General features: G+C 42.8%; 17 protein-coding genes. 9 read left to right on the top strand and 8 right to left on the bottom strand.

Annotation, left to right across the window (positions count from 1 at the left end):
- Positions 1–6 precede the first annotated feature (6 nt).
- Both NAF17_RS09680 and NAF17_RS09685 read right to left on the bottom strand, forming a co-directional pair.
- A complete protein-coding gene (locus NAF17_RS09680; RefSeq protein ID WP_252757805.1) occupies positions 7–1,353 on the bottom strand; it encodes a porin family protein in 1,347 nt (448 codons plus the stop codon).
- Positions 1,350–1,991, bottom strand: coding sequence for an RNA polymerase sigma factor (locus NAF17_RS09685; RefSeq protein ID WP_252757806.1), 642 nt, complete (start codon positions 1,989–1,991; stop codon positions 1,350–1,352). The genes NAF17_RS09680 and NAF17_RS09685 overlap by 4 nt, the downstream gene beginning before the upstream one ends.
- 196 nt (positions 1,992–2,187) lie before the next feature.
- Between NAF17_RS09685 and NAF17_RS09690 the strand changes: the two genes are divergently transcribed.
- Positions 2,188–2,919, top strand: a complete 732-nt coding sequence (locus NAF17_RS09690) for a hypothetical protein (protein WP_252757807.1) — start codon at positions 2,188–2,190, stop codon at positions 2,917–2,919.
- Positions 2,920–3,045: 126 nt separating this feature from the next.
- Here NAF17_RS09690 and NAF17_RS09695 read toward each other — a convergent pair whose 3' ends face one another.
- Together NAF17_RS09695 and NAF17_RS09700 are read right to left on the bottom strand one after the other, a co-directional pair.
- Complete coding sequence (locus tag NAF17_RS09695) at positions 3,046–3,954, bottom strand: hypothetical protein (protein ID WP_252757808.1); 909 nt, start codon at positions 3,952–3,954, stop codon at positions 3,046–3,048.
- 71 nt (positions 3,955–4,025) lie between these two features.
- On the bottom strand, positions 4,026–5,054 hold the full coding sequence (locus NAF17_RS09700; RefSeq protein WP_252757809.1) for a fatty acid desaturase: 1,029 nt from the start codon (positions 5,052–5,054) through the stop codon (positions 4,026–4,028).
- 178 nt (positions 5,055–5,232) lie between these two features.
- On the opposite strand from NAF17_RS09700, the gene NAF17_RS09705 reads away from it, so the two are divergent.
- The 4 genes from NAF17_RS09705 to NAF17_RS09720 all read left to right on the top strand — a co-directional run bounded on the left by NAF17_RS09705 (position 5,233) and on the right by NAF17_RS09720 (position 11,004).
- Positions 5,233–5,646 (top strand): EamA family transporter, encoded by a 414-nt coding sequence (locus tag NAF17_RS09705; protein WP_252757810.1) that lies wholly within the window; start codon positions 5,233–5,235, stop codon positions 5,644–5,646.
- Positions 5,647–5,744: 98 nt separating this feature from the next.
- Entirely contained in the window at positions 5,745–8,219 is a 2,475-nt protein-coding gene (locus NAF17_RS09710) for a TonB-dependent receptor domain-containing protein (RefSeq protein ID WP_252757811.1), read from the top strand.
- Positions 8,220–8,282: 63 nt separating this feature from the next.
- Positions 8,283–8,474: a hypothetical protein gene (locus NAF17_RS09715; protein WP_252757812.1), complete on the top strand. Its 192-nt coding sequence runs from the start codon at positions 8,283–8,285 to the stop codon at positions 8,472–8,474.
- Positions 8,475–8,604: 130 nt separating this feature from the next.
- Entirely contained in the window at positions 8,605–11,004 is a 2,400-nt protein-coding gene (locus tag NAF17_RS09720) for an MG2 domain-containing protein (RefSeq protein ID WP_252757813.1), read from the top strand.
- Here NAF17_RS09720 and NAF17_RS09725 read toward each other — a convergent pair whose 3' ends face one another.
- The gene (locus tag NAF17_RS09725) at positions 11,005–12,657 is read right to left on the bottom strand and encodes an ArnT family glycosyltransferase (RefSeq protein WP_252757814.1); all 1,653 of its coding nucleotides are present in this window, start codon (positions 12,655–12,657) and stop codon (positions 11,005–11,007) included.
- 260 nt (positions 12,658–12,917) lie between these two features.
- On the opposite strand from NAF17_RS09725, the gene NAF17_RS09730 reads away from it, so the two are divergent.
- The 3 genes from NAF17_RS09730 to NAF17_RS09740 all read left to right on the top strand — a co-directional run bounded on the left by NAF17_RS09730 (position 12,918) and on the right by NAF17_RS09740 (position 15,744).
- A complete protein-coding gene (locus NAF17_RS09730; RefSeq protein WP_252757815.1) occupies positions 12,918–13,433 on the top strand; it encodes a DUF2911 domain-containing protein in 516 nt (171 codons plus the stop codon).
- Between the two features lie 109 nt (positions 13,434–13,542).
- The gene (locus NAF17_RS09735; protein WP_252757816.1) at positions 13,543–14,625 is read left to right on the top strand and encodes a DUF3810 domain-containing protein; all 1,083 of its coding nucleotides are present in this window, start codon (positions 13,543–13,545) and stop codon (positions 14,623–14,625) included.
- A gap of 633 nt (positions 14,626–15,258) precedes the next feature.
- Positions 15,259–15,744, top strand: coding sequence for a hypothetical protein (locus NAF17_RS09740; RefSeq protein ID WP_252757817.1), 486 nt, complete (start codon positions 15,259–15,261; stop codon positions 15,742–15,744).
- A gap of 63 nt (positions 15,745–15,807) precedes the next feature.
- On the opposite strand, the gene NAF17_RS09745 is transcribed toward NAF17_RS09740, so the two are convergent.
- A complete protein-coding gene (locus NAF17_RS09745) occupies positions 15,808–16,704 on the bottom strand; it encodes an MBL fold metallo-hydrolase (protein WP_252757818.1) in 897 nt (298 codons plus the stop codon).
- 102 nt (positions 16,705–16,806) lie between these two features.
- Positions 16,807–17,667 (bottom strand): alpha/beta hydrolase, encoded by an 861-nt coding sequence (locus NAF17_RS09750; protein ID WP_252757819.1) that lies wholly within the window; start codon positions 17,665–17,667, stop codon positions 16,807–16,809.
- A gap of 266 nt (positions 17,668–17,933) precedes the next feature.
- Between NAF17_RS09750 and NAF17_RS09755 the strand changes: the two genes are divergently transcribed.
- The gene (locus NAF17_RS09755; RefSeq protein WP_252757820.1) at positions 17,934–19,601 is read left to right on the top strand and encodes an ArnT family glycosyltransferase; all 1,668 of its coding nucleotides are present in this window, start codon (positions 17,934–17,936) and stop codon (positions 19,599–19,601) included.
- On the opposite strand, the gene NAF17_RS09760 is transcribed toward NAF17_RS09755, so the two are convergent.
- Positions 19,594–22,155, bottom strand: coding sequence for a phosphocholine-specific phospholipase C (locus NAF17_RS09760; RefSeq protein ID WP_252757821.1), 2,562 nt, complete (start codon positions 22,153–22,155; stop codon positions 19,594–19,596). The genes NAF17_RS09755 and NAF17_RS09760 overlap by 8 nt on opposite strands.
- Positions 22,156–22,288: the final 133 nt, after the last annotated feature.

Here is a 22,288-nt window from a genome sequence, read left to right on the forward strand (position 1 = left end):
TTTTTCTTAAGGTTTTAGTCCCGTATTAATGTTCCACGTTACCCCCACAGCAACCCCTGCCGATTTTAGATTCACCTGCCCGTAGCCAATGCCCGTGAGTGGTACTTTAAAGTATGGCTGTACACCCACCCCAAATTTTGAACTTATCTCGCGCTGATAAGTGACATTCAGGTTTAGGATGCCCATAATGTGTTTGTTTTTATTACGTATGTTGTAGGCGGTTGGCCCATCCGGGTAAGCACCTGCATATTTAAAGGTGTAATTTTCGCGCAGCATAAAGTATGACGACAGTCCCGTGCCCAGGCTAAACTTGTTGCGGCCATTGTTAAAAAGCTGGTACCCAACATTTATCGGGATATCTAACACTATACAGCTTGCGGTAACGCTTACCGGGTTGGTGTTAAACTTGTAGGCCGTTGCATAATTTGTAAAATCGGTCATGTAAGGTTTGTTGGCATAAACCGCCCCCGTGGTAATGCTCCATTTGCGGGATACGCCCATAGTTAGCATTAGCCCAAAATTGCTGCCCACCTTAGTTTGTGTAAAACCTTGGGCACTATTCACATCCGGCGAAGCAATAAAACTAACCGCGAATGTTGGCCTGAATGCGTAAGCTGCCGGCTTAGATTTGCCGACTGGTCTCGACGATTTTTTGTTCGGTTTAATATCATCCACTACCGAGATCAACGGAGACCGTTTTTGGGTGATAATGGTATCTTTTTTGATGCTGTTTGCTGCTATAACGGCGGCTTTATCGGTTATGATGGTGTCAATATAGGTTTTGTTGTTATTTGCAATTACCGGTATGCTTTTATCGGTAATAATGGTATCTACTTTAGCTATGCCGCGTTGGGTTACATCAGTAATTATCGTATCCTTTTTATAGCGGGATGGTGTAATAGGTACGTAGCTAAAACCGGTAATATTACGGCCGCCCGGTACAGCAGATAAGGTGAAGAACGACTTACTTTTACGGTTCAATTGGTTTGAACTCATCGCACTACTGTCATTTGCCGAAAGCGTATTACTTTTAAGATGTGCTAGTTGCTGCACGGGCAGGCCGTATATACCGGAATCCTTTTGTACAGATTGTGATTTTTTCACCACCTGTTGTGTGTTTTTATCAGGTTTTGTGGCAGGGTTTAGGTATAACCAGCCAATTATTAATGCCAGCATAGCCGCTATGGTGCCGGCCAGTACCAATAAATTAAATACAATGCTCCTTAGCTTTTTGTCATCAAGCATTTCCTCCATAGCGTCCCAGTCTTCCTCCCGGTATTGCGCATTGTAGCCCGGCTGGCTTAGGCCGCGGCTAAACAATTTATCAATACTATCTTCTTTTTCCTCTTTCATCTTTTGGTTACGTTGTTTATAAAAGATATGGATAAGTTGGTGGTGTTTTTGTGGTTAAGTGGTACTATGTTATCGTTTACTTGTTTACTTGCTGTGCCGGGCATTTTATTGCTGTTGGCTATCATTATCTTTAATTTCGCGCGCGCCTTGTGCAGGTTTGATTTTGAGGTTCCCGTGCTGATATTTAGCATGGTGCCTATCTCTTCGTGCGTGTAACCCTCAATGGCAAATAAGTTAAATATGGTACGGTATGCACGAGGTAACTGACTTATCATATCCAGTAATTCGTTATAATTTAAATTCCTGTCGGCAAACTCAGTATCGTTAACGTGTTCGGCTTTGTCCAGCTCTTCGGTGTATGAAATCTTCAGGTTAGAGCGGTAATAATCTATGGATGTATTAACCATAATGCGGCCTATCCATGCCTTAAAGGGCTTAGTTAGATCATACTTCGCTACGTTTTTGAATACTTTATAAAACCCCTGGTTCATGATCTCCGAAGCCTCGTACCGGTTGTTGGCGTACTTTAAACAGATGCCTATAGCAAAGCCATAAAAAGCCTTATACAAAAGCTTTTGACATAGCCTGTCATCCTTTAAACAGCCTTTTACCAGTTGATGTAATTCTTCTTCGCCCATATTTGGGAATCCTGTTTGCCTTAAATTATTACCTTATCTGCATACATCACGATGGATATTGCCTTAAGGTTGCCACGCGGTCAGAAAAAATTTGAATTAGTTTATTTGATAGAAATGTAGTGATAATTATTCGGAGTTGACAATGCCTTTAACACGCTAACAGCTAAGTGATACTTTAATTAGCTATATTTAGGTAATGAAAAAGCTGATATACCTATTGATCCTGCTTGCGGCGTGTAAAAGCCCCGAAAAGAAAGTTGCCGCGGTTGAAAAAGATACCGTGCAAAAGGCAAAACCCGCGGATACCACTTTTTTATGGAGAGAGGTTAAAAAGGATGTTTATCATGCGGTTTATATAGAAAAAGACCGCAATGCGAGCCAATACAAATGGCTGTTAGGTTTTAAGTATGACCATAACGACAGCATAAATTATAACGAAACCTATAAGATATTAAAGGTTAAGCATTTTAAGCCACTTAAAAAATATGACCTTGCCGGCTTGCCAAAGCAGTGGGTACCGTTAAATTTATATAAGGGTAAATATTACCTATATGCACCCGGCGATGGCGGCAATACACGGATCCGGGCAATTACGGATAGCACCATAATATACTACGATATGGATGGGCCTACCGTACAGGCCTTGCTCGATTTTAAAAAATTAAAAGCGAATAAATACTTTTTAAAATCGCCGCCATTTTACCAGTTCGTAAGATCATCAAATGTTACCATATATATTATAGATCCCAAAAACATGGTTACGGTTTGGGAAGACACATCGCTGCCGTTTGATTACCGCTATACCCTATACGTAGCCAAAGAACATGCCGCCAAATTTGATATGGTAGTCAATTACAGCAAAATGGATAAAATGCCAGAGTTTGATTTTGATAAGATCAATTATAAAAAGCTTATCAAAGGCCTATAATCTCGACGTTATTGGTTCCCGTGTTCACGTTTGATGTGTTAAATAAAAAACACAAACCGATGATTATCAGTATTATAGATAATTATAACGGTGTTCGCACCGTGAACGTGAACACTCGACTATGAATTAATTTCCTGCTATTTTATAATAATATATAGGCGCGTAAATACCCTCACTGGTAGTATAATAACCATTGCCATCACGCGTAAAAGCTATAGCCTCGCCCTGTTTTTCCTGTTTGTAAACCAGTTCTTTCGGGGTGGTTTTTAATGCCTGCCAAATAGGTTGGTTGGCCTGGCGCTGCCAGTAATAAACTTTCTCGTAGCTTTTTACCAGAATCTGTTTACCATCGGCAGTTACATCTGCAGCGGTTATCCATTTAAAAGGTTTTATCCCGCTGAAGAATAACCTGCCCCTAAAGGTTAAGGTAATGGTATCATTGGCTTTGTAAGTTAACGGCGATGTGTAAACGCCCACACTATCGCCACGCTTGGTGATGATGTAAAGTAGCTTTTCAATAGGATCAATGGTTATTGCCTCGGCATCCTTGGCGCCATCCGGGTATTTCAGGTTGAGTGGCACGGGCACGGTTTGTGCAAGGCTGTTGGTTCCCCAGGTCTTACGCTCTTCGGCGCGGTAAACGGTTATGAATTTTCTTATTGCGCTATTATCACCAATATCACCAATATACACATAGCTTTTGCCTTTTAAGGGGCCGGGCCCAACGGCAATGTCCTCACAATCGCGCACGCCAAAGGGCTCTTTTTTATCGCCGCTAAAATAAATGGTGGTTTTTAGTTTGCCATCGGCAGTAATGGCGAAGAAACGGCTGGTGTCTCCGCTATCGTTATGGGCATAATAAATATCTGGGTTTATGGCTGATGCTGCCAGTCCCGATGTTTCATCCATTTCTTTTGAGAACAGATGGCTTTCGGGCAGGTGCTTGTTATCAATTAAACGGTGTTTGGCAAATGCTGCTATAAACAGCAGGCACAGCACCGGGATAAATATTTTAAACGCTTTACTTTTAATCATAACTAAGCCTATAAAACAAAAAACGACCCATATTATTATGGGCCGTTTTATTTATGCTTTTAAATTGACACTTAAGAGTTTTGCGGGGTTAAGGCGGGTTCTTTGCCAAAACTCATTTCCGCATCTGGTTTAGATACATCGGTAATGGCAACCTTGCCACGCTCGCGACGCAAGATCCTGTTGAATAACGAGATCTCCCTGTCAAACAAAAACTGGAAGAATAGCTTGGTCCAAGAGGTGTGATAGTATAAAGTATCGTAGTATTCTGGTGCGGTTTTCTTTATCTCCGGAAGCTTATTCCATGGGATAGAAGGGAAGTCGTGGTGCTCATTATGGAAGCCTACGTTAAATGCTACCGCATTAAAGTTACCATAGTAGCTGTAAGTTTCCTGCTCAACATTGTGAGTTAAGTAGTGCTCCTGGATCCAGCGGGCGCCAAGCGGGTGCAAGCCAACCGAGAATGAGAAGCTCAATAGCAAAAATGCTAAGGCATGCCAGCCCATAAAGTAATAAATAAGGCCTGTAAATACGGCCTGTATTAACCAGTTGGTTAGGATCCAGCCGTCAAACGGGTGGATCTCGCGTAAACGTGATAAACGGAATAACTGGAACACCGGAAAGAACAATAACCAAAGTGCTTTACCAAAAAATGAGTTGCTGATCAATCTTGCTTCCCAACGGTTTGGCAAATCGGCATCAAGCTCGTGCACACCCTGGAAAGAGTGGTGTTTGATATGGTATTTTTCGAACGATATAGCGCTTGGTAATATTTGCGGCAAATTGGCAAACATAGATGCCCAACGGTTAGCGTTACGGTTTTTAAATAACAATTGGTGGGTACATTCGTGAATCATCACAAATAGCGCGTGGTCTGCAAATGCGCCTAATAAATAAGCTGCGCCAAATACCAACCACCACGATTGATCGCGAAGGAACCATGCCAATACAACCTGGAACGCTACCAGGCCAATGATCGCCCAAATAGTTTTTGGGTTTTTCCCTATCAAATTCCTTAGCTGCGGAAACTGCTTTAGTATCTTTTTTGTACGTATGCGGTGTGGTTCCGATTCCTGAGAATAAACAAAATCAGTTTTCTTCATATTAAGATTAAAACGATGAAGATAAGAATAACGTGCCACAAAAATAATTTTCTTATAAAAAATCATCATATTTAGGATAAAAATACCATTCGATATTAGTCTAAACGAAATTATTTTTTTTTGGATGGTATCCGATAAGTTGAATTGGTAATTATTTTAACCTGTATAAACTATAATTATGTGGTGGATCTATGCATTACTCTCGGCACTATTTGCGGCCTTAACCGCTATATTCGCTAAAATTGGTATTAAAGGGGTTGATACCGACCTGGCTACCGCCATCCGTACGGTAGTGATATTATTAATAGCCTGGTCAATTGTATTGTATAAAGGCACACAGCATGGCATAAACGGTTTAACTAAATTAAACTGGGCTTTCCTGGTGCTATCCGGTTGCGCCACGGGTTTATCGTGGATCTTTTATTTTAGGGCATTGCAGTTAGGTAAGGTATCGCAGGTGGCTCCGGTAGATAAACTTAGCGTGGCAATTGCTATAATTTTATCTGTGGTTTTTTTGGGCGAGCCGCTTACACTAAAAACAGGGATGGGGGCGTTGCTGATAATTTCGGGCACTTTGGTGCTTATATTTTAGCCGAATATGGAGTATGTAACAATTACGAAACGTAACTAAAAATTCAGTTTTAATCCAAAGTTTCTTTTCAGTTTTGTACCTCGAAATAAAGAGGTTATATGCGTACGTTTTTTGTTCTTGTTTTTCTGTTTGTTACTACCGTAAATGTAAATGCCCAAAATGCTGCGGGCGGCAAAGGTAAAATTACCGGTAAAGTTACCGATGCTGTAGGCAAACAGCCGGTTGACTATGCAACCGTATCATTATTTAAACAAGGCAGCACCAGCCCCTTCAACGGTATTAGTACCGACCCAAAAGGCAACTTCAGTTTAGAGAATATCCCCGCCGGAGATTACCGCCTGACCATAGATTTTTTAGGGTATAAGAAACACGCCGTTGAGCATGTTATTGTAGTTGACGGCGGTACAATAGCCCTTGGTAATGTTTTGATAGACCCTGTTCAAAACCAGCTTAAAGGGGTTGATATTGTGGCTAAAGCGCCGATAATTGAGAACCGGATCGACAAAATGGTTTACAATGCCCAAAACGATCTGACAGCGCAAAGCGGCGCGGCTATTGACGTGCTTAAAAAAGTACCGCAGGTTACGGTAGATATTGACGGTAACGTAGAATTACAGGGCAACGCCAACATCCGTTTCCTCATTAATGGTAAGCCGAGCAGTATTTTTGGTGCCAGCCTTGCCGATGCCTTGCAGGCCATCCCCGGCAGCCAGATAAAAAGTATTGAAGTAATAACCAGCCCCGGCGCTAGGTACGATGCGGCAGGTACAGGCGGTATCATCAATATTATATTAAAGGATAGCAAGGTACAAGGTATCAATGGTAGCGTTAACTTAACCGCCGGTACCCGCCAGGAAAACGGATCGTTTAACCTGAACGCCCGTAAGGGTAATTTTGGCGTAAACGCGTTTTTTAGCGGGAATGCGCAGCTAAATACAACTGTTTTAAATACTAGCAACCGCTCATCAACCGAAGGCTCTGGCAATTTAAACGGCCTGGTTCAAAATGGTGGCTCAGATTCTAAAAGAAGCGGTTACCAAAGCGGCCTTAGTTTAAACTGGGATATTACGCCTAAAGATTTATTAACGGCTTCAATTGGTTTTGATCATTTTGGGAACCACAACAACGGGCTTACCAATCAACAGGACAGCGTAACCGATGCGAACGGTAATTTGTTATCTAACCTGTTAACTCTGCGTAATTCTGATAGTAAGTTCACCGCGTATTCTACCGATTACAGCCTTGCTTACAAAAAGAATTTTAAGAAAGAAGGCCAGTCGCTTGAGTTTTTATACACCAGCAGTTACAGCAAAAACACCGCAAACTATTTCCAAACGCAAGATTACCTTAATGACCCGAAAGAGACCACCGGCATCCGTGGCAACAACCCGGGTAGCGACAGGGAGACCAATATCTCCATTGATTATACACACCCGGTAACTAAAACCTTTACTATTGAGGGCGGCGTTAAAGCGGTGATAGAAGACCTGAAGAATATTACCATTACCGATACTTTACAGAGCGGTAGCTATGTAAACAACGCCGACCAAACTTATGAATTTAACTATAAACGTAATATTTACGCGGGTTATGTATCGGTATCAACATCGTTGTTTAAAAATTTTTTGGATGTTAAGGCGGGTTTGAGGAGCGAGTACACCGATACCAAATCAAACCTTGCAGGAGTGGTAATTCCGGCCTATAATACTTTTGCGCCATCGGCAGTAATATCTCATAAGTTAACGCCAACACAAAGTATTAAACTGAGCTACTCATATCGGATAGAGCGACCGGATTATGGCGAGATCAACCCGTTCTATAACATCAGCGACCCTAAGAACATCAGCACAGGTAACCCTAACTTAAAGCCGGAGAAAAGTAATAGCTTTGAGTTAGGCTACAACAAATCATTTGATAGCGGCACCAATATTTACATTGGCAGTTTTTATCGCCACAATACCGACGATATCCAACAGTTTACCACCCGTTACGAGTTATTAACTATCAACGGGAAGGATTATACCAACGTATTACTTAACCAACGCGCCAACCTGGGCACACAGGCATCATTAGGTGGTAACATTTTTGCATCGATACCGGTTACTAAAAAACTGAACCTGCGCACCAATATATTCCTGGTAGAGCGTAGCAACAAAGCACCGGGTATCGATTCTATAAAGGCCTTTCAGTATCGCTTAAATTTAAATGCCAGCTACCAATTTGGCGGCAACATTATGGCCGAGGCATTTGGTAACTACAATTCCTCATCGCGCACACTGCAAGGCACACGCCCGCATTTCTTCTTTTACACCATGGCTGTACGTAAGCAGTTTTGGGATAAAAAGGCCAGTATTGGTTTGGTTGCCAACAACGCGTTTAGCCGGTATATTAACCAGGAGTCGACCACTAAAGGGCCGGGCTTTAACCAATCAAGCATCAGGCAGTTACCATTCCGCTCGTTTGGGTTAACGCTTAGTTATAAATTTGGTAAGCTGGAGTTTTCTAAGGATAAAGAGAAGGACGGCCGAGACGAGGGCGGAAATAATATGCCAAGCGAGCCCGCAGGCAGGTAATTTTAAAAACAATTAAGCGTTTTATAGTATTATTATAATGATATATCTTAAAGCATTATCGTTATGAATACGGCTGAAAAACATTATAAATTTATAAACAGTAAAACTGGGTATGTAATTTTCTATTCGTCGTTGAGCATCAAATTAGGCCCCGATGAGGTTAAAGCCGAACTTGAAAAAATAAAGGCGCACGTTGCCATCAAAAATGGCATTTATGAAGGTACCCTTTATTGGGAAGAGATAAAGGACGAGTAAACCCATTTTGTATTTTTTTAATTATAGTGCAAAAAATGCTTGTACTATACATTTGGATATCAGTATATTTATGTGTCAATTATAACGGACAGACCATCCGCAATTTTATCGCATATAAATATCTCACATCATGAAAAAGCTTTTCTTAATGTTGTTTGTAGCCGGCTGCGTAAATGTGGCTGTGCAGGCACAGGTTGCGCCTCAAAAAACGGATGTTAAAGATGTAGTAGCCAAACTGCAATCACTCTCTACCGACAAGATCATTGAAAAAGCTTATCTGCATTTCGATAAACCTTATTATAACCCGGGCGATACTCTCTATTTTAAAGCCTACGTAACCGCTGGCGAACAGCACGAATTATCAAAGATCAGCGGTGTATTGCACGTAGACCTGGTGAGTAAAAACGATTCGGTTATGCAGTCGCTCATCCTGCAACTGAAAAACGGGCTTGCCTGGGGCGATTTTTCGTTGCCAAACTACCTTTCAAAAGGCAATTATAAAGTGAGGGCTTACACCCAATGGATGCAAAATGCAGGCAATGCCTATGTATTTAATAAAACCATATCTGTTAATGGCAAAAGCATAGCGCAGGTATACCCCGCAAAAGCAACGGACAACAAAACCGACGTGCAATTTTTCCCGGAGGGCGGCTCGTTTGTAACCGCTGTACCCTGCCGTATTGCGTTTAAAGCGGTTGGTAGCAATGGTTTGGGTACATATGTAAAAGGAATTGTTGTTGATAGCGATAATAAAGAAGTTGCCAAATTTACCTCGGCACATTTGGGGATGGGCCAGTTTTATATCACTGCCGATGCCGGCAAAACTTACAAGGCAAAAGTAACCTATCCGGATGGTTCGGTAAATATGGTGGCGCTCCCAACGCCGGAAGCAAAGGGCATGTCGCTTACGGTTAACAACAGCGACCTCAGCAAACTGGCCATCGATATAAATGCCAATAAGGCTTATTACCTGGAGAATAAGGATAAAGAAGTAAACGTGGTGATCTATTCGGCCGGTGTGGTAAAAACGGTAAAAACTATTTTAGATAACCAGGTGATCGGGTTCGATCTGCCAAAAAAAGATTTAAAAAGCGGGATAACACAGATCACCGTTTTTACGCAAAACGGCGTGCCATTAGCCGAACGCCTCGTGTTTATCCAAAATGAAGATGGCATTAATTTTACCGTAAACAGCGATAAAGCAACTTACGCCGGTCACGATAAGGCAACCATCACGCTAAATGTAAAGTTTGGGGATAAAGCATCAGTAGGCAACTTCTCGGTAGCGGTAATAGATGAAAGTAAGGTGCAGGGCGATGAGGATAAAGAAAGCTCTATTTTGTCAAACTTGCTGCTAACCTCAGAATTACGGGGCTATGTAGAACAGCCGGGCTATTATTTTAACACTATAAATGCCGATACCCGCAGCAACCTGGATGTTTTGATGCTTACCCAGGGTTACCGCCGCGTACAATGGCAAGAACTGTTGAATGAACCGCCAACACCCTTAACTTATAAACCCGAGTTCGGGATCCCTATTGAAGGTGTACTCACCAATAGATCGGGCGCGCCAATAGCTAATGAAAAGTTAACCTTAATGCTATCGGCCACCGGGCAAAGTATAACTGCAACTACTAATGCTGCAGGTAAATTTAACTTCCCGGGTCTGGAGTATGCAGACAGATCGCAGTTTGTGTTAAATATTGATAATAAAGCATTACGTAACAAAGCTAAATTAGTGATAGCTAATAATAGCAGTGCAATTACACAAGCCGCTTATAATGAGCCGGCAGTAGGGGTTATTGATAACTTATCAAACTACGCAGGTGTAACAGCCTGGCAAACAGGTAAAATACGCGATCTGAAGCCGGTATATATAAAAGGGAAACCAGGCAACTATCATACACAAAGCCTTGCAGGCGCAGGCAATGCCGACCAGGTTGTTTTCGGCAAGGACATTAAAAATTTCGCAACTTTATCACAAGGGCTTACCGGGCTTGCACGTAATATTGATTTTAATAACGGGAAAGCTTACCTTAAAACCTCGATTGCTGTGGCAAACGGATCTACTGTTTCCGAACCCATGCTAATCGTTATCGACGGCGCCATCACTTCGGGAGGGATAGATGTTGTACAGCCTAATGATGTTGAATCTATAGAGATACTTAAAGGTGCTAATGCCGCGGTGTATGGTATGGGGGCAGGCAGCGGAGTTATGGTTATCAATACTAAACAAGGTGGTGACGCGGTGGAGGAAAGTAAAGAAATGTCGCCGGGCATTTTATCATTATCCCCGAAAGGGTTTTACATGGCCCGTGAATTTTATTCGCCGGTTTACGATGCAGTAAAGAAATACCCAGCCGATGAACGTACAACCATTTATTGGAAACCAAACGTAATAACCGACGCTGCAGGGAATGCTTTCATTAATTATTTTAATGCCGGGGCGGGCCGATGCCGGGTAATTGTTGAGGGTATTGATAATGGAGGTAATATTGGCCGTGCAGTTTATAAATACAACGTGCAGTAGTTACTTGCTGATAAGATAAGCCTTTGAGATAACCTGGCTGCGTGTGGCGCTGTTTATAAACTTTGGCAGCATATTTTCCTGCGGATAATCAATAAATGATTTGACGACCTTAAAATCGGCGTGGGTATTGGTAAGGTAATCTACAGATGCCTGGCTGGCAAAAAAGAGTGCTTTACCCGCAGGTTTAAAATCTTTAAAGCCCTCAAGTGGCACAAACTGCACAGGCCTGTTACTATAAAACTGGAATGAGTTGTTAGACATGCGCAAGGTATATAAATTAGCATCGGCAAACTGCGGCTGGCTTGCGTACCTGGCTGCAGGTATTTGCCCGTTGTAAGAAGTAACCAGCGGGAAGAAAACAGTATTCAAGTAAAAATTAGCGAAAAGCACCGAGCAGCAGGTTAGCATAAAAACCTTGTAGGCTATTTCTTTTACTTTTAGGCTGATTGCTGCAGCGATTGATCCAAACAACACAACAGCTGTTATAAATAGCAGGTTAGACGCCGGCTTCGCAAAAACATGTATCGCTATAATTATCATCGGTAAAGCTATCGCAAATAAAAGCAGAACTATCTTACGATAATTTTCGCCTGCCTTGCTCAGTTGTACAAAACAATAAGGCGCGGTAATAATAGCAAATAAAGGGAAAAGTATATTGGTATAAAACGGCAACTGAAACCCGGATAGCGAGAATAGGATCAATAACAACAAACCGCCGCTTAGCGTATAATATTCCGGCAGGGTTACCTTTCGCCAGATGCTTTTGAAACTTTTGTAAAGTGCGTAATAGAACAATAGGCACCAGGGTAAATAAGCCCAAAGCAGGGTATGTATAAAGAAGAATTTATCCCCGCCTTTTTTTTGTTGGATAGGGCCCTGGTTTATAAAACGGCCAAACTGGCTATCCCACAAAAACCATTTTATGCCGCTTACATTTTGCCTGTCGAAAACTGTTTTCTCGGGGTGGGCGTCAAACTGTACGTAAAGGGCGTAAACTTCGGGGATGGTAAACAGAAAGGTAAGCAAATACAACAGCAACCATTTAGGATAAAACAACTGCAAAAACTTTTTTTGAAATATAAACTGCCCAAGCAACGCACCATATATTGCTACGATCACAAATATGCCTTTAGTCATTATAGCACATGCGGTTAGCAGGGCGGCCAGCAATAAGTGTTTTGCTATCGGCTTATCATTATACCGGGCAATGTGGTAAATGCTGCCAATGATCAGCGCCAATAAGTACGGCTCGGCGCGTATATCAAGGTTTGATAACAGGATGTGCTGGGCTGTCATCAATATTAATACCGCTGTAAGCGCTATTTCTTTGGTGTAAAACCTGCGTGCGAATAGGTACGTATAAAGCAAACTTAGCAAGAAGAACAGCAGCGCGGGCAGGCGATAGGCCCAGGCACTCACGCCAAATATTTTAAAGCTTACCAGCACCGCCCAAAACGGAAAGTGGGGCTTGTCGAGCCAATCGGTATTATAGGTGAAGAGTTGTAATACGTCATGCTTGTAAAGCATGTTTTTAGCAATAGAAGCGTAAAGGCCGGGGTCGTCGGTAAAAAAATCGGCATTGATGCCAATGAAATTAACCATCAGCGCCAGCACAAACAGTAAAAGGTAAAAAGGCTTGTAATTTTTGGCCATTGCTGGCACAAATATAGGAGTAATGCAGGCAAATATTTATCGCGCTGAACGTATAAAAAACCCCTGCCGCAAGGCAGGGGCCAAAAACTCACAACAATTGTTTAACCTTTCGGTTTATTCCTAACTGCAATGTGAATTTAGCCCTGATAATACGCTGTTTTAGTGAAAGTTTTAGCACCGGAAGGTAATAAGTAATTTTTTTAGATGTTGTGCGTTTATGCGTTATCTTTATCACCATATAAACTACAAGCGTTACTATTATGAAAAACACATTTCAATTAAAAGCAGCAATGCTATTTGCATTCGCCATGCTGTTCACAACCGTTACCTTTGCGCAAAAAAAAGCTGTTGAAAGTCCGCGCGACAGCGTTAGCACAAAAATTGGTGCATCAACCGTTAGCATCAACTATGGCAGCCCGGCGGTTAAAGGCCGTAAGATATACGGCGAATTAGTGCCGTTTGATAAAGTATGGCGCACAGGCGCTAACGAAGCAACTGTATTTACAACAACTAACGATATTTTGGTTGAAGGAAAAAAATTGGCTGCCGGTACTTATAGCTTTTTCGCTATCCCAACTGCTACCACCTGGACAATTATTTTTAACAAAACTGCCAAACAATGGGGCGCGTATAAATACGATGCAGCACAGGATGCATTGCGTGTAACTGTTAAGCCGGTTGCTGCAAAACCTACCGAGCATTTGGTTTACAACATCAACAAAAAAGGTTTCACCCTAACATGGGATAAGCTAACTGTACCGGTTGCCGTAAAATAAGTTATCGAAGTATTTTAATAAATTAACCCCGGCCATTTGGTTGGGGTTTTTTATTGGGCGATAATTAAAATAAAGCTAATATTGCCTTACTATATTACCCCTATTACAAATGCAGAAACAAAAGCCGGGTAAGGTTTTCACAAATAGAGGATTGATCATCCTCGGCCTTATGCTCGCAGTAAACCTGCTGCTTGTTTTTGCGGATCATCCCCGGGCGGTAGAGCAATATTACTCTAACGGGTTTTATCCTATCATAAGCCATATACTGCACCCGGTTTTTAACCTGTTCCCCTTTAGTATTGGCGACCTCATCTACCTTTTTGTGATCGGTTACTTAGTGTATGTACTGGTTAGGCTTGTTGCAATGTGTATTAAAAAGAAATTTATTCACGCGGGGATTTTTGCGGCGGGGATCGTAATTGCCGTGATGGCAGGCATCCTGATGTTTTACGTTTTTTGGGGGTTAAACTATTTTCGCCCGTCGGCAGGGGAGCGGCTTAACCTGCGGGAAAGCACTTATACCAGGGCCGAACTGCAACGTGTTACCAATATCCTGATAGATAGCGCTAATGCCACCAGGGCAAGAGTTACAGCGGCAGATCTGAAGCAGGGTAATGATTCTATATATAGCATCGCTACAAAGGCGGTTATCAAATTATCTAATACCAATAGCGAATACTACACTTACAGCCCTAAAATAAAACCATCGCTGTTAACGGGGCTATTAAATTATATTGGTACATCCGGCTATTACAACCCGTTTACCGGCGAGGCGCAAATAAATTACCAGATGCCGGTATTTAACCGGCCGTTTGTAGCCAGCCACGAGATGGGCCACCAGATGGGTTACGGCCCCGAGGACGAAGCCAACTTTGTAGGCTTTGTAGCAGCAATAGGCTCTAACGACAGGTTGTTAAGATACTCGGCATATAACCTGGCTGTTAACGAGTTTATGCGTACGATGCGCTATACCGATACCGTAGTATTTAAACTGCTAAAAACAAAGATCTCCCCGCAGGTATTAGCCGATTTTAAAGAAGAGCGCCTCTACTGGCTTTCCTATCAAAATAAGATCAACACCATTACCAGCGTTTTTTACGACAACTTTTTGAAGGCCAACAACCAGCCCCGGGGTTTAGATACCTACAACCGGATGGTACTGCTGGTAATGGCGATGTATAAGGGTAATTGAGTAGTTAGTGGAGGGTGGTGAGTGGTTGGAAATTCAAACCTAACAGATCGGTGCAAACAATCTTAAATCTATCTGCAGCAAGCACGATTGGTGTAAACCAAATAAAAAATGCGTTCCGTATCTCACCCCGGAACGCACTGCAACATCATTCAAATAATGTTGATCAACTAAACCTCAGATAACATGTTTAAAATTACCCAAGCTCTTTGTAGCGAAGCCATTGCGGCTGCTTATTTCTTAAAATATTATGGATTTGATAGTTATACTACAAAAAGTGTTCCTAATGCAACTAAGTGTCAAAGGCACACATTGAACATATGCCATAAAAGCTTGTACTAATAAAGAACTGTTTAAACATATAAATATTACAAAACTTTGAATAATACGGTTCTGAACTAATACGGGGTGTAATATGCCGGCGCAAAAGCGTAAGCAAAATTTAAATGAGCATATACTATCTGAGAAATAAGTGATAGAATTATAATGATGTTTTATGCACTATAATATATACAAGTGGCGCAAGGGTGGGTTAATTAATATGCCGAGGAGCATTTGCCTTGTATTCCTAAAAGCGATGGCTGCGAACATCTTAAAATAAAAAATTTCAATTATATTTGTTTCATCTTAAGGTGCATGAAAAGATCCGCATTAATCATATTACTCTTTAGCCTTTGCGTTGGCGCGCGGGCACAAAGTATTTCTTTTTTCGATCTTACCAACCTTACTAACTTAAGCGATGGGCAGGCGCATACTTATCTTATCCTTGGTAATGTTTTTAAACACTACTATTTAGAGGAAAAAGACGGTAAAAAGATAGAGCATTTCCGCTCAAAATCAACTACAGTTAAAGAGCAAAGTATTACCATAGGCGAAAATACCACATTATCTAACGGGGCGATATTGCGGACAGTTACTTACGATACTACTGATCCGCAGCACATTGTAAACCTTATTGCCCAGGCACGCCGCTCTAAGCTGATCATGAAATTTCAAGGGCAGGATAAGTACAACAACATCTACAAGTTTGATAACGAATTTTACTTTATCACCATGACTATCAGCACCACCGAAAACCGGGGGCAGGTTGTAGTGCACCAAAAAGAATTTGTAGGATATTGATCAAAAAATAATCCCCGGCATTCGCCAGGGATATCAGTTTTTAAAATCTTCGTTAGTTTATGATTAAGCGGTTAGCTCCTCATAAGCCGCGGTAAGCCCGCGTTGTATGCCATCGCCATTCCAGTCGGTAACACCGGGGATTGCGGTTGCGGCCAATATCTGCTCCTTGGTTTTGCCGGCTTTAATGCCGCTATCTACAAAGGCAACCAGTTTCTCCATAAAGTTTTGCATGGCTTTCAAATCGTCGGCAGTACCGGTGACTTTAACAGGATCAAAGGCATGGCCGTATACAAATATGGTGTCCTTATTAAATTGTTTTTGGGCCTGCTCCAGCGCTACCGGCCAGTTCTTGCATGATGCGCCCGCGCTGCGATCTATGTACGGATACATACGGTTAAACACCTGGTCGCCACAATGTACAATGTTGGCGTTCTCGAAATGGATAAAGCTATCGCCATTGGTATGGCCGGGGCCAAAGTAATGTGCGCTAATGGTTTCGTCGCCAACTTTTGTTTTCCAGTTAAGGTCGTACGTGATATTAGGGTATAGCTGTTTGTCTTCCGTTTTTTTTGCCTCGGCAGCTCTTTTTTGATTGATAAGCGAGTTGGCATGTGCGGCTACGTTTTTGGCGATGCCTTTAAACGAGATATTACCGCTGGTATGGTCGCCGTGGTGGTGGGTATTGATCAGCCATTGAAAAGGCTTATCACTTTTCTTTTTCAGCTCGGTTATCAAATGCGTTGCCGGGTCGGGGAACTCGGCATCAACACAAACAATGCCTTCTTTATTCACCATCCAGATGATGGTACCGCCCTGCTCGGTAAAAATGCCTACGTTGTTACGCAACGGTGTTAATTTATACCCGGGCGCGGCAAGCAGTTGGGCAAAGCTTTTGTTTCCCAACAGAGCCAGCGAACCGGCTGTTAAAGCGGTGTTTCTTAAAAATTTACGGCGTTCCATATATGAGAGAATATTTAATTGTTGATTAAAGATCAGTGATCATTTAATTATGTTATTTAAAGGTAGAAATTACTTTAGTCATTTAAAATTTAGGATTTATATTTAATACTGATGAAACCCCTGCGACACAAACTCCAGCACTTTTGGTAACGATGCGCGCCAATACGTCCAGTTGTGTGCGCCATCGCGTACGCGGTACTCATGAGGGATGTTCAACTTACGCATCAGGTTATGCACCAAGCCGTTGCCTTCGTACAAAAAGTCGTCGTCGCCAACATCCATAAACCAGCGCACGTCTTTCTTTTTGGCGTCGGGCATGGCTTTCATCAATTCAGATACGCTGTATTGTTTGTAATAGTTGCTTATGGTGCTATCTTTTATGGCAGGGTATTCTTCTTTACAATAACTTTTTGCCTCGTCTAAGCTCCAAAAACCGGTAGCGGCACTCAGCGGGCAAGCAGATGAGAAAAGTTCGGGATGGTGCAGCGCGTAAATAAAAGTGCCCTCACCGCCCATGCTTAAACCGGCAATGGCGCGATAGCGCTTTTCAGATTTAACTTTATATTTTTTTTCTACAAAAGGCATCAGTTCATTAAAAATGAAATCCTCGTAATTCCAGTCGCCCTTTACGCGGTTAAAGTAACCCCTGTGGCCGGTATTGCCATCGGGCATAACAATAATCATGGGCGTGGCCATACCATCGCGGAGGGCCTTATCAGTTATGCTGAGCACCTCGCCAAACTGCACCCAGCCTGTTTGGTCGTCGCCCGAGCCATGCAGCAGGTAAAGTATAGGGTAAGTACGGCCGCTTGTCTCGTAATCGGGTGGCAGGTAAACGGCATACTTGCGTTCGCTTTTCAGGATCTTGCTGGTAAGGGTAAGGTTATCATACACCTTGCCGGTAATCTGCGCGAAAAGCACAGCCGGACAAAGCATCAGCAATACAAACAATATTTTTTTCATCAATATTTTTGGTTAGCAACAGGGGTTATTGCGTTTGGTTAAATTTAGGGATAAAAGTTTGGTTTGTGAAAAATAGGGTTAATGTTATTGTGGCGTTACCTTTATGCAAGGAGCCGCGAAGTATCGCGTTATCTTTTTCGCGCGTTATTGCAAGGTACGAAGCAATCTTTTTGTTTTACAGAGCGGATCTGCCTATGTAGGGATTGCTTCGTACCTTGCGATGACGTGTAGGTTGATCAACAAACATTTACTTAACTTTACCCCGAATGCAACAACCCGACCGCGATAATTACAAATGGCTTTACACCTTTATTGGTTTGGCCGTGCTGCTTAATTTTACGGGTTTGTTCATCCCCATTTTAGCGCCCGATGGTACATTATATGCCGTAATCGCCAAAACCATGGTGCAGCGTAACGACTACGTAAACATTATTGTAAACCATACCGGCTGGCTGGATAAACCACATTTCCCGTTTTGGGTGGCAGCACTGTCATTCAAGATCTTCGGGTTTACTACCTGGGCATATAAGCTGCCCGGCGTTTTGTTTATGTTGATGGGGGCGTGGTACACTTATAAACTGGGTAAAAAACTGTATACTAAGCAAATAGCGCTATGGGCGGTGCTGATCTTGCTTACCTCGCAACACATCATCTTATCCAATAACGATGTACGTGCCGAGCCTTACCTTACGGGGTTGATCATCGCGTCGGTATATTATTTATTTATCGCTTATACGCGCAACAAGTTTTGGCAACTGGTATTAGGTGCATTGTTTGCCGCCTGTGCCATCATGACCAAAGGCATGTTTGCCCTGGTGCCGATAGGTGGCGCAATAGTATGTCAGTTGGCCATTACCAAACAATGGAAACAGCTTTTTAACCTGCGCTGGTTGCTGGCTGCTGCGCTGATATTGGTGTTTATCCTGCCCGAGATCTGGTGCCTTTATGTGCAATTCGACAGCCACCCCGAGAAGCTTGTTTTTGATACGCACAATGTATCGGGCATCAAATTCTTTTTTTGGGATAGCCAGTTTGGGCGCTTCTTTAATACCGGCCCCATTAAAGGCCACGGCGACCCATCGTTTTTTGTGCATACTACGTTGTGGGCGTTTTTGCCATGGTCGCTGATATTTTTCGCGGCGATATGGCACTTCATTAAAACGGGCATTAAAGATGTACAAAAGCGCGAATGGCTTTGCATCAGCGGGGCATTGCTTACGTTCCTGCTGTTCTCGGCATCCAAATTTCAGCTGCCGCATTATCTCAATATCGTGTTTCCGTTTTTCGCTATTATAACCGCGCAGTATCTGGTGGGTTTACAGTCAGAACGTACTATCAAAACCATCCGCATAATGCAAATTGGTTTGGTTGTTTTGTTGCTGCTGGTGATAGGCACCCTGCACTATTTTTTTAAACCGCAGGAATTTAATGGGCATGTTGGGTTTACACTTTTGATTTGGCTTGCGCTATTAATTATACTGCCCGGTAATTTCAGCGATGCCGATTTTAGGCAGATGGGATTCCGTACACTCATCATAGCTTTTGTGGTGAATTTGTACCTGAATTTAGCTTTTTACCCCTCATTGTTAAAATACCAGGCCGGGAGCGAGGCCGCTTTTTGGATCAACCAAAACAACACCGCGAAACTACCAGTTGCCCGCAGCTTTGAGTTTGCCTCCTTCCCGATGGAGTTTTATCTGCAACAACCTATTGTGGAATTGAATGAAGATGGCAGCGGGAAGATTCCTGTAACGCCATTTATTTTCTATGGCCCGGCAGAGGTAGCTGCATCATTCATCTCAAAAGGATACAAGGTTGAAAAGCTGGCGCAATTCCAACGTTTCCACACATCCCGTCTAACGCCTAAGTTTTTAAACCAGGCCACGCGTGATAAGGAAGTCGCGAAGATGGAAGTAGTGAAGGTTTCTAAATAACCCTGCCCATCAACGGATCTGTAAAGCTGGAATGCCCCGTTTCAACACGGCCCGCATAACGTTTCTCAAAATTGCCAAAACCTTTTACTTTCAAGGTAAAATCATACCAGCCATGGCTCTTACTTAAGTCGAGTTTTATAGTTTGCGGCGCAAAGCTTTCCTGCTGAATGATCATTTGTTTTGTGGCGGTTTTGTAGGCATTGTCAATTATTTCAACAGTACGCGGAGTTCTGTCACCATGCAGCCAAAAAGTAAGTGTTATATTGCCGTTCGGTTTTTTATTGACCGCCTGGCAGGTAAGTTCCATACCGATGCCGGGGTCTTTAATGTTGCCTTTAAACTCCCGGTAAAAACCGTTTGGCCCGTAAGTGCGCAGGTGGTAATTGCTGCCCTCAAATTCGTTTAGCGGCCAGGCATCGGTTAGGATATCGCCCGCCTTTGCGGCATAACTCCAAGTGCGTACCGGCTCCATTTTCTGCGGATTGTTAAAGGAAGCATACTTACCCGGGGCGTAAACGTTAAATGGCGCGCCAACGGCCTTGTCGCCAAAAACTGTATTGCCCGCCTTAAATTTTATTTCGAACGCGGTTTTGTCATCGTTCAGGCTGCCATCAGCATAAAGTTCATACGGTAACGCACAAGCCGGTTTTATACCCGGTTCCTGCTTTGGCATATGTGGAGATGTTGCCGGATGCTTTTTAATAACAGCTACCTCAGCCGCCGACAGGTTTTTATATCCCGACGGCAGCTTTTTAAATTGTGCTTTGTGGATACCCTCTACAAATTCATTTTTCTTCAGGGGTGTAGGGCTGGCAAATTTCTCGCCATTGTACGGGCGGAATACGGATGTAAGGTCGCCGCAAATGGTACGGCGCCAATCGCTGATGTTATGTTCCTTTATTTTCTTGCCGGTTTTTTTGGCAAGGAAGGTTTCTAAAAATTGCAGTGACGAGGTATGATCAAACACCTCGGAATTTACATACCCGCCACGGCTCCATGGCGAGGCTATCACCATCGGCACCCGGTAACCCAAACCAATAGTGCTTTCGCGGTCGTAACCGTTCGGGAAATTTTTGCGTTCCTGTTCCTGCTCCAGGGTTACAAACTCCACCCGCGTATCAATCCCTTCAGAAACTTTTCCGGTGCCTTTTTTGTGCGAATGAGGGGCGGTAAATGGTGGAATATGGTCGAAATATCCGTCGTTTTCATCGTATGTTAAAATGAAAATTGTCTTCTTCCAAACCTCCGGATTTTTGGTTAAAATATCCAAAACTTCCGACGTGTACCATGCCCCATACCAAGGCGCACCGGGGTGGTCAGAGAAATTTTCACCGGCCGTTAACCACGATACGGTGGGCAGCTTTCCCGTTTTTACATCCTGCCTAAACTGGTAAAGTACATCGCCCTTTGGTACCAGCATTTCGCGCTCGGTACCGTTATCATTATACTTAAGGGTGGTTAATTTATGATAATCCGGGTCAGCTTTATTGGTGGTAAATGCCTTTAAATGAAGGTTTTTCTCCTTAGCGCTTAGTTTATCAAATGCACCTGGCTCTAATATGGCCTTGTTACTGTTGATGCCGTCCAATTCCTCTTTTTGCTGCTTTAATTCCTCTTTAAGTTTGATTAGAGTAGCATCTCCGGCAGGTAAAGCATCTATTTTTGCCTGTTTATCAGCTATTTGCTTTGGTATTACAGTAAGCTGTTTTTTTAGATAGGCGACGTGTTCGTTGTGTAGCTTTACGTTGTATTGCTTAAAAAATTCCAGGTTATTATCGGTAAAATTCGAGAGCCATGCATCCTCTTCGCCCTTAAAGCCAACACCTACCGATACCTCGTTTTGGTAGCATTTCCATGATATTCCGGCCTCTTCCAATCGCTCGGGGAAGGTTGTCCAATTTAGCGATTCAAAGTCCGAATCTTCATTCCACACATTTGGACGCGATGATTCATTTTGTTCCTTGCGGATGCTGCCCGTCCAAAAAAAGTGACGGTTTGGCGTAGTACCCGTTAGCGAAGAGCAGAAACTCTGGTCGCAAACCGTAAAAGCATCTGCTAAAGCATAATTAAATGGAAGATCTTCCCGGTTATGGAAACCAAGTGTTAAGGGCATATTTTTATAATCCTTATTATCCGATTTCTTCTCCATTAACCACTGGTCAAATTTGCCATCGTTACGGGCATTTACCTGGTTGCTCCAGCTGTGTGGCAACGAACTCATCCACGTAGAGCGTGTGTTATGAATATCCAGGTGAAACGGCGCATAAGTTTCGCCTGTGTTGTTTGATTGCAGCCAAACCGGATTGCGGTTAGGCAATTCGATAGCACGCGGGTCGTTAAATCCCCTCACCCCTTTTAGCGAGCCAAAACAATGGTCGAACGATCGATTCTCCTGCATTAAAAACACAATATGCTCAGCATCGGCCCAAGTGGTGCCGGGCAATGGGTTTATAGCCATTGCTTTTTTAATAGAAGCCGGGAGGATATTTGCTAAACCGGCGGTACCGGCAAGCATAGCTGCTTTTTTAAGGAAATCTCTGCGTGTATCTTGCATTGTACTAAATTATAAATCCGCCCCAAATATCTGTACTGTATAGTAACGGTAGTATTATGTTATTGTAAAATCAATGTATAAAGCAAAAGCGCCTCACCTTCGGTTGATGTTACCAAGCCTATTTTTAAATAGC

This window comes from Mucilaginibacter aurantiaciroseus, from assembly GCF_024055595.1.
Lineage (GTDB): Bacteria > Bacteroidota > Bacteroidia > Sphingobacteriales > Sphingobacteriaceae > Mucilaginibacter > Mucilaginibacter aurantiaciroseus.

What these genes read in the sequence shown, in the direction of transcription:
- NAF17_RS09680 (WP_252757805.1), bottom strand. Translation starts at nt 1,353, where the DNA reads ATGAAAGAGGAAAAAGAAGATAGTATTGATAAATTGTTTAGCCGCGGC.
- NAF17_RS09685 (WP_252757806.1), bottom strand. Translation starts at nt 1,991, where the DNA reads ATGGGCGAAGAAGAATTACATCAACTGGTAAAAGGCTGTTTAAAGGAT.
- NAF17_RS09690 (WP_252757807.1), top strand. Translation starts at nt 2,188, where the DNA reads ATGAAAAAGCTGATATACCTATTGATCCTGCTTGCGGCGTGTAAAAGC.
- NAF17_RS09695 (WP_252757808.1), bottom strand. Translation starts at nt 3,954, where the DNA reads ATGATTAAAAGTAAAGCGTTTAAAATATTTATCCCGGTGCTGTGCCTG.
- NAF17_RS09700 (WP_252757809.1), bottom strand. Translation starts at nt 5,054, where the DNA reads ATGAAGAAAACTGATTTTGTTTATTCTCAGGAATCGGAACCACACCGC.
- NAF17_RS09705 (WP_252757810.1), top strand. Translation starts at nt 5,233, where the DNA reads ATGTGGTGGATCTATGCATTACTCTCGGCACTATTTGCGGCCTTAACC.
- NAF17_RS09710 (WP_252757811.1), top strand. Translation starts at nt 5,745, where the DNA reads ATGCGTACGTTTTTTGTTCTTGTTTTTCTGTTTGTTACTACCGTAAAT.
- NAF17_RS09715 (WP_252757812.1), top strand. Translation starts at nt 8,283, where the DNA reads ATGAATACGGCTGAAAAACATTATAAATTTATAAACAGTAAAACTGGG.
- NAF17_RS09720 (WP_252757813.1), top strand. Translation starts at nt 8,605, where the DNA reads ATGAAAAAGCTTTTCTTAATGTTGTTTGTAGCCGGCTGCGTAAATGTG.
- NAF17_RS09725 (WP_252757814.1), bottom strand. Translation starts at nt 12,657, where the DNA reads ATGGCCAAAAATTACAAGCCTTTTTACCTTTTACTGTTTGTGCTGGCG.
- NAF17_RS09730 (WP_252757815.1), top strand. Translation starts at nt 12,918, where the DNA reads ATGAAAAACACATTTCAATTAAAAGCAGCAATGCTATTTGCATTCGCC.
- NAF17_RS09735 (WP_252757816.1), top strand. Translation starts at nt 13,543, where the DNA reads ATGCAGAAACAAAAGCCGGGTAAGGTTTTCACAAATAGAGGATTGATC.
- NAF17_RS09740 (WP_252757817.1), top strand. Translation starts at nt 15,259, where the DNA reads ATGAAAAGATCCGCATTAATCATATTACTCTTTAGCCTTTGCGTTGGC.
- NAF17_RS09745 (WP_252757818.1), bottom strand. Translation starts at nt 16,704, where the DNA reads ATGGAACGCCGTAAATTTTTAAGAAACACCGCTTTAACAGCCGGTTCG.
- NAF17_RS09750 (WP_252757819.1), bottom strand. Translation starts at nt 17,667, where the DNA reads ATGAAAAAAATATTGTTTGTATTGCTGATGCTTTGTCCGGCTGTGCTT.
- NAF17_RS09755 (WP_252757820.1), top strand. Translation starts at nt 17,934, where the DNA reads ATGCAACAACCCGACCGCGATAATTACAAATGGCTTTACACCTTTATT.
- NAF17_RS09760 (WP_252757821.1), bottom strand. Translation starts at nt 22,155, where the DNA reads ATGCAAGATACACGCAGAGATTTCCTTAAAAAAGCAGCTATGCTTGCC.